This is a genomic window from Oceanispirochaeta crateris (genome assembly GCF_008329965.1).
Lineage (GTDB): Bacteria > Spirochaetota > Spirochaetia > DSM-2461 > DSM-2461 > Oceanispirochaeta > Oceanispirochaeta crateris.
Map to the genome: position 1 here is coordinate 2,809,978 of NZ_CP036150.1, position 17,663 is coordinate 2,827,640.

Below are 17,663 nucleotides of genomic sequence, written 5' to 3' on the forward strand. Positions count from 1 at the left end.
ATAGTAAGCTATGAATCCGACTGATAAGTATAAGAAATCCTACAATCTAGTCTACTTTTTTCTATTCGGAGCACTGGCCTCCCTCTACCCCTTCTTTCCACTGATACTGCAGAGCAAGGGTTTTGAACCCTCCAGAGTTGGATTTCTTATGGGAAGTTATGAATTTGTTAGCATTATGGGCCTTCTTATTATTGGTCATTTTTATGATCGCATACGATCTCCAAGACGGACTATGATAGGGATTGCTCTTTTGAGTATCCTGACTCTCTACCTCATTAGCCGGGTCATGAGCCTGTTTATCCTTGTTCCTTTGACCTTATGCCTGGGGTTTGTGATCAAATCACCAAGCTCCCTAATCGATGCCCATTATGGGCAAACAATGCCAGACTCCCAGGGCAGTTATGGGAAGTCGCGTCTTTTCGGCAGTCTGGGTTTCTTTTTTGTTGCCATGCTCATTCAAATGACAAAATGGGTGGAAGGAGCCCGTCCCGGATCTGTATTTATTGCCTACTCGTTACTGATGGTGATAGCCCTGCCCCTGATCATTTCCCTTCCGGCAGCCCATCTCTCACAGGAGCATCAAATACCTTCTTCATTTCTGAAGACCATTAAAAACTTTCCGAAGACCTACTGGATAGGACTATCCATAGCCTCCCTCAATTTCATGGGAATGTCCGGTCATTATACGTTTTTCTCCCTCCTCCTAAAAAATAGATTTAACACAGGTGATATTGGTGGTTTTTGGGCCATAGGACCACTTTTCGAAATCCCTCTATTCTTCTTTTCAGGATGGATACTCAGAAAACTGGGGTTGAAAAAGCTATGGCTTCTCTGTCTTGCAGCAGGAGTCATTAGGATGCAGGTATATTCCCTGGCCCAAACACTGGTTCCCCTCTATATTGTCCAGGTAACACACAGCCTCTCGTTTGGTTTCAACCACCTGGCCATGGTGACCCTCATTTCAAAAACAACATCGCAGGCCAACAGGGGTGTTGCCATGTCGGTTTACTCTGCCATAGGAATGGGTCTCTCACTGTTCGTTGGAGGGTTCCTGGGGGGATGGATTCTTGGTTTTTCAGATTACCCTGTTCTTTTTCAGGTATTCTCGGTATTTCCCCTTCTGGGAATGGGCATAAACCTGATTTTTTTCCGTCAGAAGGTCAGCTCTGACCAGGGATGAGAACCATCCTTCTGATAAACATGAAATTCTCTTGTTTTCATATTTGCCAAAAGCCGGACAGCAGATTTTTTGTGGGATCTGATGATTTCAAGCTCTCCATCGGGGGTGGACTGAATCAGTCTAAAGTCTCCTGAAAAAGCGGGATGCCTATTCCTGAATTTCATCATTCTGAGCAAACTGGCAACTACCGGCCTCCCGATTTCTCTCCGGATTTCTTCCAGGCTATAGGAGTGCCGATTGATATCCCGTCCATTCATGGTTTTCTCAACGAGTTCAATATCATTGAGACCAGCCAGCATACCCACATAGTAAACCTGGGGAATACCGGGTGCAAAAAACTGTACAGCCCGTGCCAGCAGGTAGGCCTGATCGTCCCCCCCCAGAGCTGAGTAATAACTACAATTGATCTGATAGATATCCAGATTATTGTACTCCTGAGAGCTGTAACGACGACTTACATTAGAACCTTTTTCATACAAAGCATTACAGGTTTCATCAATCTCTCCGGGAGTCAGGAGGTCGGCAACATCCACAACTCCAATACCATCATGAGTATCTAAAGTCGTAAATTGATGATATGGGCACTGCTCCAGCCACGCCCCCAGCCTATCTGCCCGACCACTATACAGGCTATGAAGGAGCAACATGGGTAAAGCAAAATCATAGACACCATACCCCTGATCCGACAGCTTCCTGGAAATAGAGTAGTGCTCATGGATTTCCGGCAGGAGTTCGACTCCCCGGGGAGCGAGTACGTCTCTGTAATCACCCAAGATCTCCCAGATGTCCGGCTCCAGAAAGAAACAGGAGCTTCCCGCTTTTTTAGTAACATAGGCAAAGGCGTCCAACCGAATCAGAACAGCCCCTTGATCTGCAAGAAAGTTCAGACTATCCAGAATATACCGGCGGCCTGTAGCTGAACGGACATCCAAATCAATCTGCTCTTCTGAAAATGTACACCAGAGAGTACTGATACGGCCGTCTTTGTGCGTCACATCGATCCAGGGCATTCGTGGTTTCCGTGTATAAATTTTTGAAAGTTCCTCTTTTGTAAACTTCCCCCCGGGTTTAACCTTATTCACAGGAAGAAAAAGATCGGCCCAGGGACTTTCCTCTCCAGATTGAACAAAATCCTGAAATTCGGCTGACTGCCGTGAAAGATGATTGACCATCAGGTCTACGACAAGATCGTACTCTTTTGCGATCCGATGTATATCTTCCCAGCATCCAAAAGCAGGATCAACCTCTTTATACCCCAGTGGGGAAAACCCCCGGTCTCCCGAAGATGGAAAAAAGGGAAGGATATGCACCCCGGAGAGACAGCCCCTCAAGGGACCTTCCAGGGCCTCATACAATTCCCTGAGATTTTGACCGAGGCTGTCGGGATATGTGATCAGCTGTATACCTTGTTTCATGAATACCTCTAGTATGAAGCCTCCCAGAGATCGTGTCTTGGGAAGATCGATAGACCATAAATGACAAAGGCTGATAATCGAGTGGGTTACGGGCTAGGAGATTTGAATACCACATAAGTCAGATTCATGCCAAAAATAATCCTCAAAAGCTTTGTACCCGATAATAATAAAAACTATAGCATATAAGAACAAGCGTTTCCACTTCATGATCCAGTATTTACAAACAGACCTCATGGGAGGAAGGATGGAGTTTTCGTTTCATGTTCCTAAAAAAACAGCTTATCCGAATCCAAAATATATAATATGATTATAGAATGAACAGAATCAGTGACCAGGAACTCTTGGATATCCAAAAACAGTTCCCTTCAGCATTAAGCTACCTGACATCCATTTTTATAATCAATAGGGAATATGGAAAGGTCGGCAATTCAAGACTGGCAAGCCGGTTAAAAGTATCCAAACCGGCGGCCAACCAGGCCATGGGCCGTCTCAAAAAACTAGGGTATGCGGAACAGGCTCCTTATGAATCAATCCGTTTGACATCAGAAGGTCTGCGTTTTGCCGAATCAGTGCTCATACGCCACTATCTCATTGAACATCTGCTTATATCCAAACTGGATTATCCCTGGGAAAAGTCAGATGATGAAGCCCAGCGTTTGCAGGCCTCCTTGTCAGAAGATTTTACAAAATACTTGTATGAATACTTTGGTCATCCGCGTACCTGCCCACATGGAAACCCATTTCCAGGTGCTTTGGGAGAGGAAGAGCTTATAAATGCCGAGAGAGTCTCCAAGGCTCCCATGCTCACAGACCTGGTACTCATCCGCATCACAGAAGAGGGAGAAGCCAGAGATGGTCTTTTGCCTTTCTGCCACAAAATGGACCTTTATCCTGGAAAAAAACTACAAGTGAATGCCAGGGATGATCAGAATATAACGGTAATAATGGATGATAAAGAGATACGAATTCCCCTAGAAATAGCAGGCTTCCTCTGCTACAGGCCGCTCGGGGATTGATTAAGACAACAGGAGAAGGGAATGGCACGGATCAACTGGAAGCCGGGAAACATGATATTTCCGGTTCCTGCAGTCTTGGTTAGTTGTGGAAATAGAGAAAACGGATACAATCTGATCACTGTCTCTTGGACAGGAACGATCTGTACAAATCCTCCCATGTGTTACATATCACTCAGAAAAGAGCGCCTTTCCCATGAAATCATCAGCAGGGATAGGGAATTCGTAATCAACCTCTCAACCGAAAAAATGGCGAAAGCCACCGACTGGTGCGGTGTCAAATCAGGACGAGATTTTGATAAGTTCAAAGAATGCGGTTTTACTGCTGTTCCGGCTCAAAAAGTAGTAGCCCCACTGGTAGGAGAGTCCCCGGTAGCCATCGAATGTAGGGTCTCTGAAATTAAGGAATTGGGAAGTCACGACATGTTTCTGGCCGAAGTCCTGTCTGTGAGCGTAGATGACCAGTTCCTGGACGGTTCCAACGGTGCCTTTGATATGGGGGCTGCCGGCCTCATCGCCAGCTCTCACGGAAAATACTGTGGTTTGAAAGAACCATTGGGTCACTTCGGCTATTCAGTCAAAAAGCCGAAAAAGAAAAGTAAAAAACCTTCCCGTAAAAAAAAGCCCCAACGAAGCTGAATTACTCCTGATTTTTCTCCAGAGCCCGCTCATAAAAATCTTCAATGGCCCACATCATCCGGTAGTCGGGCCAACCGATCATAAGAGACTCACAAAGGATGAGAACATTCTCCCAACTTTCCCTTCCATACCAGACTAAAAGCTCCTGATAAATCAGCTCTGGAAGGAATGGATCATCGGGCATGCGGTTTTTTGCCTCCATTGAGATGGCAATTACGGCATCCTGCATTCTGTCCGCTTCCTGGACATGATTAAAGTATTCAACTGCATAATCTCCAATTTCCATCATAACAGTTTGAGCATGCCATAAAACTTCCGCTCTGGTACTCCCCCAGGTCAGTTCGGGATGTTCTTGGATTCTCGAAGTCAACTCCTGATAATCTTCTCCCTTCATGGCTTTTTCACTGATCATATCTCCCCAGCTTTGAAATGGTTCCTGGCTGGCCTGCCCCATAAGATTATCCAGCCGCTTATAAAGCACATTGATTTCCCTCTGATAACGGGCTTTTCTGAAATCCTTTAAGAATCGGTAACTCTCTTCCAGACTATCCCTTGGCCCCTGAAAGGAAGGGTCCAGAGCCAAGGCTTCCTGAAAACTCTTACTAGCCAGATCATACTCTTCGCCGTCCAGAGACAAGAGTCCTTTATAGTAGAACTGAAGAGCTTCCTGAGAGGCGGACATTCCCATTCCATTTGGTGTGACCCCGTAAAAACCTCCCAGGGCCCAGGCCAGAGACGCTTCCAAATCAAAATACTCCTGAATAGTGCTATCTCTGGATACGGCAAAAAGGATTTCTCCGCTGGTCGTATCTATCACCTTAACTGAAACCCTGATCCTGCCATCTAAAACGAGATAACTTCCCCGTATCAACTGGGTTGCATTCAATATTTTCCCCAGTTCTAGAGCCGTCGATTCATCGCTAATACCACTTAATCCCAACTTCTGTTCTTTCAATACAGACTCAAGATCCTCCCTCTCAACAAGGGTAATCTGAGGTGAAACAAGGCGGCTACCCAGACCATCGGCAAAAGCCCTGGACATCCATTGCTCTTCGGGGTGACCGGCCGTATTTTCAAAGTGAAAAATCGTGATAACCTGCTCTGAGTTTCCCCAGAGCAAGACTGAGGCAGAAATAAAAACCCCCAGAAATAGAATTCGCATCGTCGTTCTATTCATCCCTCAGAAGCTCCCGGTCTATGGCAGCGGAAAATTCCTCATCTGATGCAAAGCGATGAAGAACCTTCTGTGCCGCACGCTCTCGGGCTTGTTCATAATTCAAGCCGCCATCTTTTACGGGACCATAGACTCTGGTGAAAATAAGAACTCCATACTGCATGAAGCTAACCGTACCCGTTACTTTTGAAAAAGAAATCCCCCCACCATCTTCTAACTGAGGATAATCAGAAACCTCCCAGTCGAGCTTTATTTCATAGGGCGTTTTCTTGCCACCAGGAAGAAGTTTCAGTGGCAGTTTTTTACCATTTAGGGCCGAAAGAAAGGAAACATTCAGACCAGAGGATTCATCCAGCCCGGAAGGAACGGGAACAGAAGCTCGGCGGTCTTCTCTTTGAATCCTAGCCCACTCCTTTTGATCCATCCTCACAAGAACCCAATATCCGCGATCAGGGTGATACCATGAATCAAGAGTCTGCAGATTCACAAGACTTTGTTCCACCGATTGCAAAACCCGGCTCTCCACGGTCTCACGAGTGATACCATCAGCATTGGCACTGTTGGTAATGTCAAGAACTGAAACAACATCAACAGAGATGGATGCTGCCAGATCTGTTCGGGCACGGATGAGGGCGATTTCACGGTCCTTCCCTTCATTCTGTGTATCCGACCCCCCTATACCATAATAAAATCCGGCTTCTGATGGTGGAGCATTCAACCATTGAGGCTCCGTTAAGGATTGTTTTTGAGTAGGGGTAGCGCAAGAAGCAAGAAAGAGAAGGAAGCCGGTTGTGAAGATCAAAGAACAGCGCATAAGAGTCTCCTAATTGTAGCAATATCATTATAGTATCTTGCGTTTTTACATGGCAGTCTAAGTCGTCCTGATGACAATAGAATAGGACGATCTTACTTCTTCAGCATTGAACCAGGGGAACGCAAATAAGGATTGACATTTCCGGATATTCAATATTATAGATTCTCCTCCTAGTGAACGCCACACTGAGATTTCACATTCTACAGATAAACTTCATACCAAAACCATGATTAATGCATTAAATTTAAAAAATAGTAGATACACTCCTTTTTTACTAGTAATTAGTAAAATTTCCTTTACCAGCAGGTGAGGGATGAGTATTTTCTCTTTAGAAGAGGTAGACAAATGAATGAATTATTAAATATACCCAAAGAACTTCCACTTGTTCCTATGAAAGGGTCCATACTCTTTCCTGAAGGTTTAAGTACTGTCCGTATCAGCGGACTCAAAGAAGATGAAGCTGCTTTTGGAGACGAAAACCCCAATGGCCTCGCGGCGGCGGTTTCTCTCAAGAAAAATTTCGATCTCACAGAGATGGAAAAAGATGACTTTTTTACAGTTGGAACTCTTTCATTTATAGAAAATGCAGAACACAAGAACGGAGAACTTCACCTCAAACTCAGAGGAGTTCAGAGGATTAAGATCAATCATATTGAAAAAAGAAATAAACTCTTTTATGCACAGATAGAAACTCTGAACGACATTGATGATATGAATGTTAGTAGCAGGGAATCCATGCTGAAGGGTATGAAAGACCTGGCGAAAGACATTGCTTCCTATTTTGAAGGGACAGAAGCGGCTATCCAACAACTGGATATCATCCTTCATCCAGGTCCTCTGATGTATAATATTATCCCTTACCTGAATATATCCCGGGCGGAAAAACAGGAATTACTGGAAATATCATCCCTGAAAGACCGTGGTCTAAAAGTTTTAGACTATATGGCAACACAAAAAGAATCGTTTAAACTCCAGGCGGAAATTGCCGGTAAAATGACCGAAAAAGCGAGCAAGAGCTACAGAGAGAATGTTCTGAGAGAACAACTCAAGGTCATACAGAAAGAACTGAACGAATCGGAAGATGAATCAGAAGAAGGTTTCAAAGCAAAAATTGACAAATCGGATATGCCCGAAGAAGTCAGAAAAGTAGCCTTGAAAGAGCTTGAAAAATTGGAGCAGCAACCGCCCAACGGTCCTGAAACCAGGATCATCCAGAATTACCTCGAACTATTGGTAGACCTTCCCTGGGCAAGTGAAGACTCGGGAGAGATTGATCTTAAAACAGCCAAAACCATTTTGGACCAACAGCATTATGGCCTGGAGAAAGTAAAAAAACGGATCATTCAACACCTGGCCGTAATGAAGTTAAAAGATGAGAAAAAAGGGTCGATCCTCCTTCTTGTAGGACCTCCAGGAACGGGTAAAACAAGTCTTGGAAAAAGCATTGCCGAGGCTCTGAACAGAAAATACGTCAGAGCCAGCCTGGGCGGTATGAGAGACGAAGCCGAGATCAGGGGACACAGGCGTACATACATTGGAGCCCTCCCCGGAAGAATCATCCAGGGTATGAAAAAAGCCGGAACAAGAAATCCAGTATTTGTCCTAGACGAAGTGGACAAACTCATGCAGTCCTTTAGCGGAGACCCTGCGGGAGCCCTGCTGGAAGTCCTGGACCCCGAACAGAACAACAGTTTTTCAGACCATTACCTTGAAGTTCCCTATGATCTGTCTGACGTCTTTTTTGTGGCTACAGCGAATACAGTCGAGTCAATTCCAGCTCCTCTCCTTGATAGAATGGAAGTCATATCCCTCTCCGGGTACACAAACCCTGAAAAATTTCACATTGGACAAAACCATTTGATCCCCTCCGTTTTAGAAGATCACGGCCTGTCCAAAGAGCAGGTAGTCATAGAAGAAGACGCCCTCATGGAAGTCATTGAGAATTACACCCGAGAAGCCGGTGTGAGAGGTCTTAAGAGAAAAATAGCCCAGTTGGCGCGAGTCGTCTCAGAAAAGGTGGTATCCGAGGAATCGGATCTGCCTATCCATATTAAAAAAGAAGATGTGGATGAGTTCCTGGACAAGCAGAAAGTACGTCATGAGCAGATTGGAAAGATGAATCCTCCCGGTGTTGTGACTGGCATGGCCTGGACTCCCGTGGGAGGCGAAATCCTTTTTGTCGAATCTACGAATATGCCCGGGTCGGGGGGATTAACCATCACCGGCCAGCTGGGAGACGTTATGAAAGAATCAGCCAGAATATCACTGAGCCTGATCCGGTCACGCCTTTCACTGTACACCAGTCACTTTGCCTTCAAGGAACAGGACATCCATATACATGTTCCATCCGGGGCAGTTCCAAAGGATGGTCCCTCTGCAGGAGTGACTCTTATGACATCCCTGGCTTCACTCATTACTGGAACACCTGTCAACCCCTCATTGGCCATGACAGGCGAAGTTACCCTGAGAGGAGCCGTGATGCCTGTTGGCGGTGTCAAAGAAAAAGTGCTGGCAGCACACAGAGCTGGTATCAGAAAAATCATCCTTCCAGCGGAAAATGTGAAGGACCTGGATGAACTTCCCAATGACATAAGAGAAGATTTAAAGGTTGTTCCGGCGGTTGACATTAGAGACGTTCTCAGGGAAGCCCTGGGGCTGGAGGTACCCGATATTGAGAGAACTGAAAGCTTAAGGATTAACACTCCTGAATCGAAGGAAGGTACTGCGAAATCAGCTGAAGGTTGATTTCATACGAAAAGGCCCGGTCTTCCGGGCCTTTTTTTACGTTCAAAGACAAGAAACAAACTTAACTTATACTTAACTTATACTTAACATTATTGACAAATAATTAAATAAGTTTAATTATACTGGTTCAACTTAAGTGTTAATTAACTACTCCCGGGAGCAATCCATGGAACGTCCTGAGTACAGGTTCGGAGAGAAAATTAAAAAAGTCAGGGAAAGCCAATCGATAACTCTGAAGTATCTGGCTGAAGAAATGAAGGTCAGCGTCAGTCTGCTATCACAGATTGAGAACAATAAGGTTTCCCCGTCTATAGATACACTCCTCGGCCTTGCTGACATCCTGGATATTGATCCGGAATATCTATTCAGGGATTTTAGAAAGAAAAGAAAAGTAAGGATTGTCCGGAGCAATGAAAGGAATCGCCTCTCTCTGGGATCTGTCCAGTATGAACTGCTCAATTCTCCCGTATCGCCGGATAAGGATCTGGCCCTGGAAACCCTCGAATTGACCATAGCACCCGGCGGTGAAAAAGGCAGCGACCAATACGGACATCCCGGCCATGAAATGGGGATAGTGCTCAGCGGCAAGGGCGAGTTGCAATATGGAACTGAAAGCTACAGCTTGAATGAAGGAGACAGTCTCTCTTTCTCTTCCGCCGTACCCCATAGATTGATAAACAGGGGAGATGACCCTTTTAAGGCCATTTGGATTATAACCCCACCCCGCTTATTCAGTTAACACAGACCTAAAGACAGCAGGAGTCTTCTAATAGAAGACATTGGAATCCTTATATACCTAAATGAAGAATGAGAAGGAGCAAGAGATGGGAAAAACCATTGCCGAAAAGATTTTTGACGCCCACAAGGTAGAAAGCCCTGAAGAAGGCATCTTCGTGCTGAACCTGGATAGGGTCTTCTGCCACGAAATTACAACACCCATAGCAATCAATGACCTGGTCAGTCGTGGAAAAGACAGAGTCTTTGATCCGGAAAAAATCAAGGCCGTCATAGACCATGTGACCCCTGCAAAAGATTCTAAAACGGCAGAACAGGGAAAGATCATGAGAGACTGGGCAGCCCGCCAGGGAATCAAGGATTTCTTTGATATTGGTCAAAATGGCGTTTGCCATGCTATTTTTCCTGAAAAAGGATTTGTCCGCCCTGGGTATACGGTGATTATGGGAGATTCCCATACCTGTACTCATGGAGCCTTTGGTGCCTTTGCCGCCGGAGTTGGAACAACAGACTTGGAAGTTGGAATTCTCAAAGGTGTCTGCAGTTTTAAGACTCCTGAATCCATCAGGATCAACGTCAGCGGCTCATTGAAACAGGGAGTTTATGCTAAAGACGTCATCCTTTACATCATTGGAAAAATTGGTGTCAATGGTGCCACCAACAAGGTCATTGAATTCACCGGACCTGTAATTGATCGTTTTTCAATGGAAGAGAGAATGACCATCTGCAACATGGCCGTGGAAGCCGGAGGAACCTGCGGCATCTGTACTCCCGATATGACAACAGTAAACTACCTCTGGAAATTCATCGAGGATGATTTTGACAGCAAAGAAGCGGCTTTAAAAGACTATAGCCAATGGGCCTCCGACAGTGATGCCCATTACTCTGATGTAATTGAGCTGGATGTAACCGATCTTGAACCAGTTGCCACTTTCGGATATAAACCAGATCAAATTAAGACCATAGCCGAGATGGAAAAAACTCCGGTGGATCAGATCTACATAGGCAGTTGCACCAACGGAAGAATCGAAGACCTCAGAGTCGCTGCTGAAGTCCTAAGGGGTAAAAAAGTGTCTCCAAACGTAAGGGCTGTGCTGTCCCCGGCCACACCGGATATCTACAAAGAAGCCTTAAAAGAAGGTCTTATTGAAATATTCATGGACGCCGGCGTCTGCCTGACAAACCCGACCTGCGGTGCCTGTTTGGGTATGAGTAATGGAGTTCTTGCAGACGGAGAAGTTTGTGCATCCACAACCAACCGGAACTTTAACGGCCGCATGGGCAAGGGCGGAACTGTACACCTGATGAGCCCGGCTTCAGCTGCCGCAACCGCCATCAACGGTTATATCACAAATTCAGCACTGTACAAGGGGTGATCAAAATGACAGAAAGAAAAGAGTTCAATGGAAAGGTTCTATTTCTGGACCGTTCAGACATCAATACAGACGAAATCATTCCGGCGAAATACCTGACGGAAATCACAAAAGAAGCATTGAAACCCAATCTTTTGGAAGATTTGTCTTTGGACAATTTTGATCCCTCAAAAGACCTGGAGGAGAAACGCGTTATTATTACAAGAAGCAACTTTGGTTGTGGCTCCTCACGTGAACATGCTCCCTGGGCATTGGAAGTCAATGGAATAAACCTGGTGATCGCCGAAGATTTTGCCCGTATTTTCCGTCAAAACATGTACAACTGCGGAATGATGGCCGTAGAGCTACCGGCAAAAGAAATAGAGTCTCTCTTTGAAGACTTTTCAAAGGAAGAGACTACTTTGACAACCGATATGGAAAAGAATACCTTCACTTTGAAGTCATCTTCCGGAAAATCCAGGACCCTACCCTTCAATATTTCTGGATTTGATAGGACACTCGTGGAATACGGTGGCTGGGTCGGCTATGCCGACACAAACTATTAGATCAAAAACGATGAGAAGAAAGCTCCTATTGGGGGCTTTCTTCTACAATTTACGACCTCCTACCAAAGAAAAAAAGTCTAATCTTCTTTAAATTAAAACATTCTTTCACCAGTTAATCCCCAAATAAATGATGGAATACCTACCATTACTCTCTGTTTAATGGATAAAATATTGGTTTTTATCTCTTAATTAACTGTTTAATCAATCAATTAGAAAAAAAACTTTGCCTCTGAACATTTCACCGCTACAATGGGACAATATCTTTTATTCCAATCCAAAAGGAGGCATCCATGAGTGATGCAACAAGAATCAAGGTCGATTTAATCTTCGGCCTCAATGACAGACCAAAGGCGGTACAGGCTTTTTTTGCGGCCCTGCAGCACATGATGGCCATATTTATCGGGATTGTAACCCCGGCAATTGTTATCAGCGGAGTCCTGGGTCTCAGCACGGCCATGTCTGCTTACCTGGTCAGCATGTCTCTCTTCGTTTCGGGCATAGCCACTTTTATCCAGTGCCGAAAATTCGGCCCCGTAGGTTCGGGACTACTCAGCATTCAGGGGACGAGTTTCACCTTCCTTTCCGTGTGTATCGGAATTGGATTTTCTGTAAAAAGTGCCGGAGGAACCGAGGCTCAGATGGTAGCGGCTATATTCGGAACAGCGCTGCTCACCTCTCCTGTGGAGATGATTTTCAGTCGTTTCATTCCCTTTCTAAAAAAGATCATAACTCCCCTTGTCAGCGGGATTGTGGTCACACTCATTGGGATGTCTCTCATAAAGGTTGGAATCACTGATATTGGAGGCGGAGCATGGCTTTTGGCAAACAAACCCGAATTCTTCGCCAGTCCTCAAAACCTGATACTTGCAGCCATTGTTTTAATCACCATCATTGTCTTCAACAGAAGTGCCAATAAATGGCTGAGAATGGGAGCGATTGTGTTTGGTTTAATTATAGGTTATGTTGTGGCAGCCATCCTGGGACTCGTTCAATTTGAAAAGATATCGACCCTCTCCCTGGTATCTCTTCCCATCCCCTTCAAATATGGTTTTGCCATCAGCTGGGCTCATGTCATTCCCATGGCACTCCTCTTCTTGATAACAACAGTAGAATCCATTGGAGACCTGACAGCCACATCCATGGTTTCAGGCGAACCTCTGGAAGGCGATACTTATATGAAACGCATTTCCGGCGGTGTTTTGGGTGATGGTATCAATTCTGCTCTAGCCGCCATTTTCAATTCATTCCCTAATACAACTTTCAGTCAGAATAATGGGGTCATCCAAATGACAGGTGTTGCCAGCCGATATATCGGCTTCTGGATTTCAGGCCTTCTTGTTCTCTTTGGGCTTTTCCCCATTGTAGGCGGTCTTTTCTCCATCATTCCCAGCTCTGTCCTGGGCGGGGCCACCATCATCATGTTTGGTACTGTTGCCGCTTCCGGAATCAGAATCATAGCCTCCAGCATTATTGACAGGCGGGGTGTCATCATCATGTCCATAGCTTTCGGTCTTGGAATGGGAGTTGCATTTGTCCCTGAAGTTCTTCAAAACTTCCCTCCCTTCCTCCAGTCTGTGTTTGGCTCTGCCATCACAACAGGTGGACTCACGGCTATCTTCCTGAATATTGTGCTTCCCAGAAGCTACAAAAAACAATCAGTAACAGATCCCATGCAGGACATGGTCTAATCACTGAGTCATTTAAATCATCAGCCCGCCGAAGTCCGGCGGGCTTCTTTATTGTTTTGAACTTTGAAGATAGATTCCACTGACATCAACAAGGGCTCGTCCTTCGAGGACATTACGCCCGATAAGAAGAGGAAAGGTCATAAGGCTTCTGTCTGTCAGTGTAAAATCAGCATCGACCCTTAAGTCTCCAATGACGACTGACAAAACAATAACCGGCCGTTCCTGGATGACAGAAGAACCAGCTTGCCGAATCCTGACAACAGACCTTAAAGGCATTTCAAGAAACCGGTCAACTCCATCTGGATTCAAATTAAACCGAACCCATTCATCACCGTTCCTTGAAAAACGGGTGATGTTTTCCCCATGAATAGAAGAGAGTTCCGCTCCCGTATCGACTCGGCCATCCAGAGTCAAACCGGAAGTTTTAATAAGAACCCGCTCTATTTGTCCAAGGATGACCATACTCTCGGAAGAGAGCTCCTCTCCTGAGACAGAGGCAAGCCCGGCAAGACATAGGGCAAGAGAAAAAATGCAAATAAAGTGACTGCCGAACCTCATAGCTTTCATATCATCTCTCAGCAGAAATCAAAACGCCATGAATCATTCAGAATTCTGTAAAATCTTCTGAGTCTAAATATTGAGAGTCTGATGGACCCGTAACTTCCAGTAGAGCTGTTTTTTTGCTTGTGCCATGAGAACCTTTCTTTTGTTCGATTGAGGCTGTAGAAGGCTTCTCTCCAGTATGAAAAAAACTGACGAGCTTGGCCAGATCCACGGATTTATTCTTAAGTGTCTCTGCCATAGAGGCAATCTGGTCACTGGAAGCCGCATTGGACTGAATGACTTTATCCATCTGCAGGAGTGCTATATTGATCTGATCGGCTCCCTTTGCCTGTTCATTGCTGCCTTCAAAGATCTCTTCTGCAATCTCTGCCGATTTCTTAATGGATGGAACGATACTCCTCATCAATTCTAGGGTGTCGTCTGCTTTACGCACGGATTCAGCCGCAACCTGGGTAATATCATTGGCCGCATTCTGACTGTTTTCGGCCAACTTCCTGACCTCTGAGGCAACAACGGCAAAACCTCGGCCTGCATCACCCGCTCTGGCTGCCTCAATTGCCGCATTTAAAGCCAGCAAATTGGTATTTCTGGCGATTTCTTCGATTATACTGATCTTATCTGAAATGAACTTCATGGAATTCACCGTTTCTTCTACGGCGGTACCGCTTGTATCTGCATCACCTGCAGCCTTTGAGACAATGAGGTTGGACTCTCTGGAATTATCCGTGTTCTGCTGAATATTAGATGAAAGTTCTTCCATAGATGCAGAAATCTCTTGGGCGCTCGAGGCCTGCTCGTTGGCTCCCTCGGCGACACGTTGAGACGCATCTGCCACTTCCAGGGCGTTCTGCATAATGACTCCCGAAGATTGGGTTATGCCAACAACCGTATCTCTTAACCGTTGAACCATGTTTCCCAGCGCTTCTGAAAGTAACCTCGTTTCATCATTACTGATGACTCGAATGTCGACGGTTAAGTCTCCGTCGGCAATTTTTTCAACATCCCTGGAAAGAGACTCAACAGGGGAGGCAATGCGGCTTCCCATGATCCAGGCCAAAATAAAAGCAAATATAATCACCGCAATGTCGACGATGATAAGAATTAAAAAAGTTGACTCAATGAGAGAATTGATCTTCTGACGCTCTTCGTCGACAAGAAGATCGATATCATCAACATAATTCCCGGTACCGATAATCCAGTCCCAGGGCTTGAAATACCCAGTGTAGGAACGTTTGGGCGCCGCTACGGTTTCCCCGGGACGATTGTATCTGTAACCGGAAAATCCAGAGCCATCCATACCGGCTTTAATAAGTTCACGTACTATATAACCGCCATCAACATCCTGAAGATCCCAGCGGTTTGTCCCTTCGATGCTATCATCAGGAAGAGAAATGGTAAGACCTGTGGAATCATAGACAAAGATATACCCACTATCTCCGTATCGCATGGCATCAATGGCATTTCGGGCCAACTCCCGAGCCCTCTCTTCACCGAAATCGCCTCTCTGCTCATAATACATATTGGCTACCGAGAGAGCTTGTTCTACCTGGCTCTTGGCCAATGTATCAAAATCTTCTCTTAATTTTCGGTCTAATGTCTCAATACTGTTCCGTCCTAGTTTATTGATTTCCAGTATTGCCAGTGCTCCCATGACAATTCCCAGAATCAATAGTGAAGATAATACGAGGATGCTTATTTTGAGTTTAATCTTTATCATTGGGATCTCCTGATTCGTTAATTAAGATACAAGGCGACAATTAAATTTTAATATATCATATAATGGGTTTCAAGTTATGTCAGAAAGTCGTCGAAAAAAGGCCAGCCATATACGGATACCTGCGGATATTGGACGGACACTTGATCAGATAAGAGTTTACTATAATAATCATATTTATGCAGATTTGAGGGTTTATACGGTAAGGTCATATTATTTTCAATTCTGAATCTAGTAAATTATCTTTGAAAAGAAACCAAGACTGCTCAGTGTAAAATCGATGGATTATATCCATTAAGAAAGCGGAGAGAAGATATGAAATACGAAATTGAAGTGTTGATAGACGAAAAAAGTCTGGCTGATAAAGTACAAGAACTGGGAAAGAGAATAGAAGAAGACTATAGAGATGCCCAGGAAATTATACTAGTGGGCCTCCTAAGAGGGTCCACTATATTCTTGGCAGATCTGGCCCGTCAAATAAATCTGGACGCCAGAATTGATTTCATGGTTGTTTCAAGCTATGGGAATTCTATGAATTCTTCACGGGATGTACAAATCAAAAAAGACCTTGAAGAAGAGATACGCGGCCGCCATGTGATCATTGTGGAAGACATAATCGATACTGGATATACTTTGGAACGAGTCAGAGATTTTCTGGCCCTCAGAGAACCTGCCTCTCTAAAAATTTGCACCCTTATGGATAAACCAGAACGGCGGGAGGTAAAAGTCCCGGTCGATTACGTTGGTTTTACAATTCCCGATGTTTTTATCATAGGATACGGCATTGACTATGCACAAAAGCACAGGAACCTCCCCTACATCGGGAAAGTCATTCCTCTGGATTGAAGTGAAACCGACTCAGGTTTTATTTCACACTGATTGATTTCCAGCACACCCTATAAACTGAACCTTCTATTATTTTTGTTGCAGTAATTTAATCTATTTGATATTCTAGGTCAGTGGAAAATATACAAATGATCCCAGTAGAGGGTGTGGATTTATGTGACCCGGAAAATGGCCTCTTCAAGGCTCTTGTCCACATGATCTCGATTTTTTGCGTTGGAATCACTCTTCTGGGAATCCTGGCATTCGTCCTCACAAGACTCTGGTACGGCATGGCAATGGAAGTTCTATTCCTGTTTGGCTATGCTTTTATACTATTTTTCAGTCATAAAAGAATCAGATTTACAGCAAATATTCTAACGGTAATATACACCCTTAATGCGGCCTCGGCCACATTGATAATCTTTCCCCGGCAATACGGGTTTCACTATTTCCTTCTGATTGTCCCCTCACTCACCTGGAATCTCTTCAGAAAAGGGGATATTGAGAAGTATTTTTATACCCTATTCGCACTGATTGCCTTCTATCTGGCAGAATTCACCACCGGCTTTTCTTCCCTCCATGGGCTCACCCCATACACCCGACTTTTCTTTGGCAGTAACATACTCCTCCTATCTCTAGTATCCATGGCCTGTATGAACTGCTTCACAAGGATTACAAAACAGGATAATTCTCGCCTGTCCCATATGGCTTGTACCGATCCTCTAACGGGTCTGGAAAACAGACGTTTCTTTGATCTTACCGGAGAAAGAGATTTTGAAATTTTAAAGAGAGAGAATAAAGAACTCAGTGTTCTTATGATAGATTTGGACCACTTCAAGGCTGTTAATGACAGCTACGGACATGGCGCAGGAGACAAGGTTCTTGAGGGCGTGGGTCAATCCTTAAAAGGGGCATTCCGAAATGCAGACAAAGTATGCCGTTACGGAGGAGAGGAATTTCTGGTTCTCTTGAAGGGGACCGGCATCGAAAACGGTCTCAGGATTGCAGAAGAAGTTAGAAATAGAATACAAAATCTGGATTTTATCGATTATCCTGGCATATCCATTACGGCCAGCATCGGAGTCTCTCATATGACCCCTGAGGATCACTGCCTGAAGGATATAACTTTGCGGTCAGATAAAGCTCTCTACTATGCTAAAGATGCAGGAAGAAACTGTGTCAAGGATGATCATAATAATTCTATTATCTATTGAAGTCTTTGATCAGCACCAGAAACAG

At 44.8% G+C, this 17,663-nt stretch carries 15 protein-coding genes; 10 read left to right on the forward strand and 5 right to left on the reverse strand.

The window, feature by feature from the left end:
* Positions 1-10: 10 nt before the first annotated feature.
* The gene (locus EXM22_RS12730; protein ID WP_149486890.1) at positions 11-1,180 is read left to right on the forward strand and encodes an MFS transporter; all 1,170 of its coding nucleotides are present in this window, start codon (positions 11-13) and stop codon (positions 1,178-1,180) included.
* Here EXM22_RS12730 and gtfA read toward each other — a convergent pair.
* Positions 1,153-2,595 carry a sucrose phosphorylase gene (gene gtfA / locus EXM22_RS12735; protein ID WP_149486891.1) on the reverse strand — a complete coding sequence of 481 codons (1,443 nt, stop codon included), beginning with the start codon at positions 2,593-2,595 and terminating at the stop codon, positions 1,153-1,155. The genes EXM22_RS12730 and gtfA overlap by 28 nt on opposite strands.
* A gap of 314 nt (positions 2,596-2,909) precedes the next feature.
* Between gtfA and EXM22_RS12740 the strand changes: the two genes are divergently transcribed.
* Both EXM22_RS12740 and EXM22_RS12745 read left to right on the forward strand, forming a co-directional pair.
* Entirely contained in the window at positions 2,910-3,611 is a 702-nt protein-coding gene (locus EXM22_RS12740) for a metal-dependent transcriptional regulator (protein ID WP_149486892.1), read from the forward strand.
* Positions 3,612-3,632: 21 nt separating this feature from the next.
* Positions 3,633-4,247 carry a flavin reductase family protein gene (locus EXM22_RS12745; protein WP_149486893.1) on the forward strand — a complete coding sequence of 205 codons (615 nt, stop codon included), beginning with the start codon at positions 3,633-3,635 and terminating at the stop codon, positions 4,245-4,247.
* 1 nt (position 4,248) lies between these two features.
* Here EXM22_RS12745 and EXM22_RS12750 read toward each other — a convergent pair whose 3' ends face one another.
* Both EXM22_RS12750 and EXM22_RS12755 read right to left on the reverse strand, forming a co-directional pair.
* A complete protein-coding gene (locus EXM22_RS12750) occupies positions 4,249-5,424 on the reverse strand; it encodes a CsgG/HfaB family protein (protein WP_149486894.1) in 1,176 nt (391 codons plus the stop codon).
* Positions 5,417-6,235, reverse strand: coding sequence for an LPP20 family lipoprotein (locus tag EXM22_RS12755; RefSeq protein ID WP_149486895.1), 819 nt, complete (start codon positions 6,233-6,235; stop codon positions 5,417-5,419). The genes EXM22_RS12750 and EXM22_RS12755 overlap by 8 nt, the downstream gene beginning before the upstream one ends.
* A 345-nt stretch (positions 6,236-6,580) precedes the next feature.
* On the opposite strand from EXM22_RS12755, the gene lon reads away from it, so the two are divergent.
* The 5 genes from lon to EXM22_RS12780 all read left to right on the forward strand — a co-directional run bounded on the left by lon (position 6,581) and on the right by EXM22_RS12780 (position 13,321).
* Complete coding sequence (lon, locus tag EXM22_RS12760) at positions 6,581-8,980, forward strand: endopeptidase La (RefSeq protein WP_149486896.1); 2,400 nt, start codon at positions 6,581-6,583, stop codon at positions 8,978-8,980.
* Between the two features lie 166 nt (positions 8,981-9,146).
* Positions 9,147-9,719 (forward strand): helix-turn-helix domain-containing protein, encoded by a 573-nt coding sequence (locus tag EXM22_RS12765; protein ID WP_149486897.1) that lies wholly within the window; start codon positions 9,147-9,149, stop codon positions 9,717-9,719.
* 85 nt (positions 9,720-9,804) lie between these two features.
* Positions 9,805-11,091: a 3-isopropylmalate dehydratase large subunit gene (locus EXM22_RS12770; RefSeq protein WP_149486898.1), complete on the forward strand. Its 1,287-nt coding sequence runs from the start codon at positions 9,805-9,807 to the stop codon at positions 11,089-11,091.
* A 5-nt stretch (positions 11,092-11,096) separates the two neighbouring features.
* Positions 11,097-11,633 carry a 3-isopropylmalate dehydratase small subunit gene (locus tag EXM22_RS12775; RefSeq protein WP_149486899.1) on the forward strand — a complete coding sequence of 179 codons (537 nt, stop codon included), beginning with the start codon at positions 11,097-11,099 and terminating at the stop codon, positions 11,631-11,633.
* 290 nt (positions 11,634-11,923) lie between these two features.
* Entirely contained in the window at positions 11,924-13,321 is a 1,398-nt protein-coding gene (locus EXM22_RS12780) for a nucleobase:cation symporter-2 family protein (protein WP_149486900.1), read from the forward strand.
* A 48-nt stretch (positions 13,322-13,369) separates the two neighbouring features.
* On the opposite strand, the gene EXM22_RS12785 is transcribed toward EXM22_RS12780, so the two are convergent.
* Positions 13,370-13,888, reverse strand: coding sequence for an ATP-dependent zinc protease family protein (locus EXM22_RS12785; protein ID WP_149486901.1), 519 nt, complete (start codon positions 13,886-13,888; stop codon positions 13,370-13,372).
* A gap of 37 nt (positions 13,889-13,925) precedes the next feature.
* The gene (locus EXM22_RS12790; protein WP_149486902.1) at positions 13,926-15,602 is read right to left on the reverse strand and encodes a methyl-accepting chemotaxis protein; all 1,677 of its coding nucleotides are present in this window, start codon (positions 15,600-15,602) and stop codon (positions 13,926-13,928) included.
* A 312-nt stretch (positions 15,603-15,914) separates the two neighbouring features.
* Here EXM22_RS12790 and hpt point away from each other — a divergent pair, with 312 nt between their 5' ends.
* Entirely contained in the window at positions 15,915-16,445 is a 531-nt protein-coding gene (gene hpt / locus EXM22_RS12795) for a hypoxanthine phosphoribosyltransferase (protein WP_149486903.1), read from the forward strand.
* 128 nt (positions 16,446-16,573) lie between these two features.
* Positions 16,574-17,638, forward strand: a complete 1,065-nt coding sequence (locus EXM22_RS12800) for a GGDEF domain-containing protein (protein ID WP_168203495.1) — start codon at positions 16,574-16,576, stop codon at positions 17,636-17,638.
* Positions 17,639-17,663: the final 25 nt, after the last annotated feature.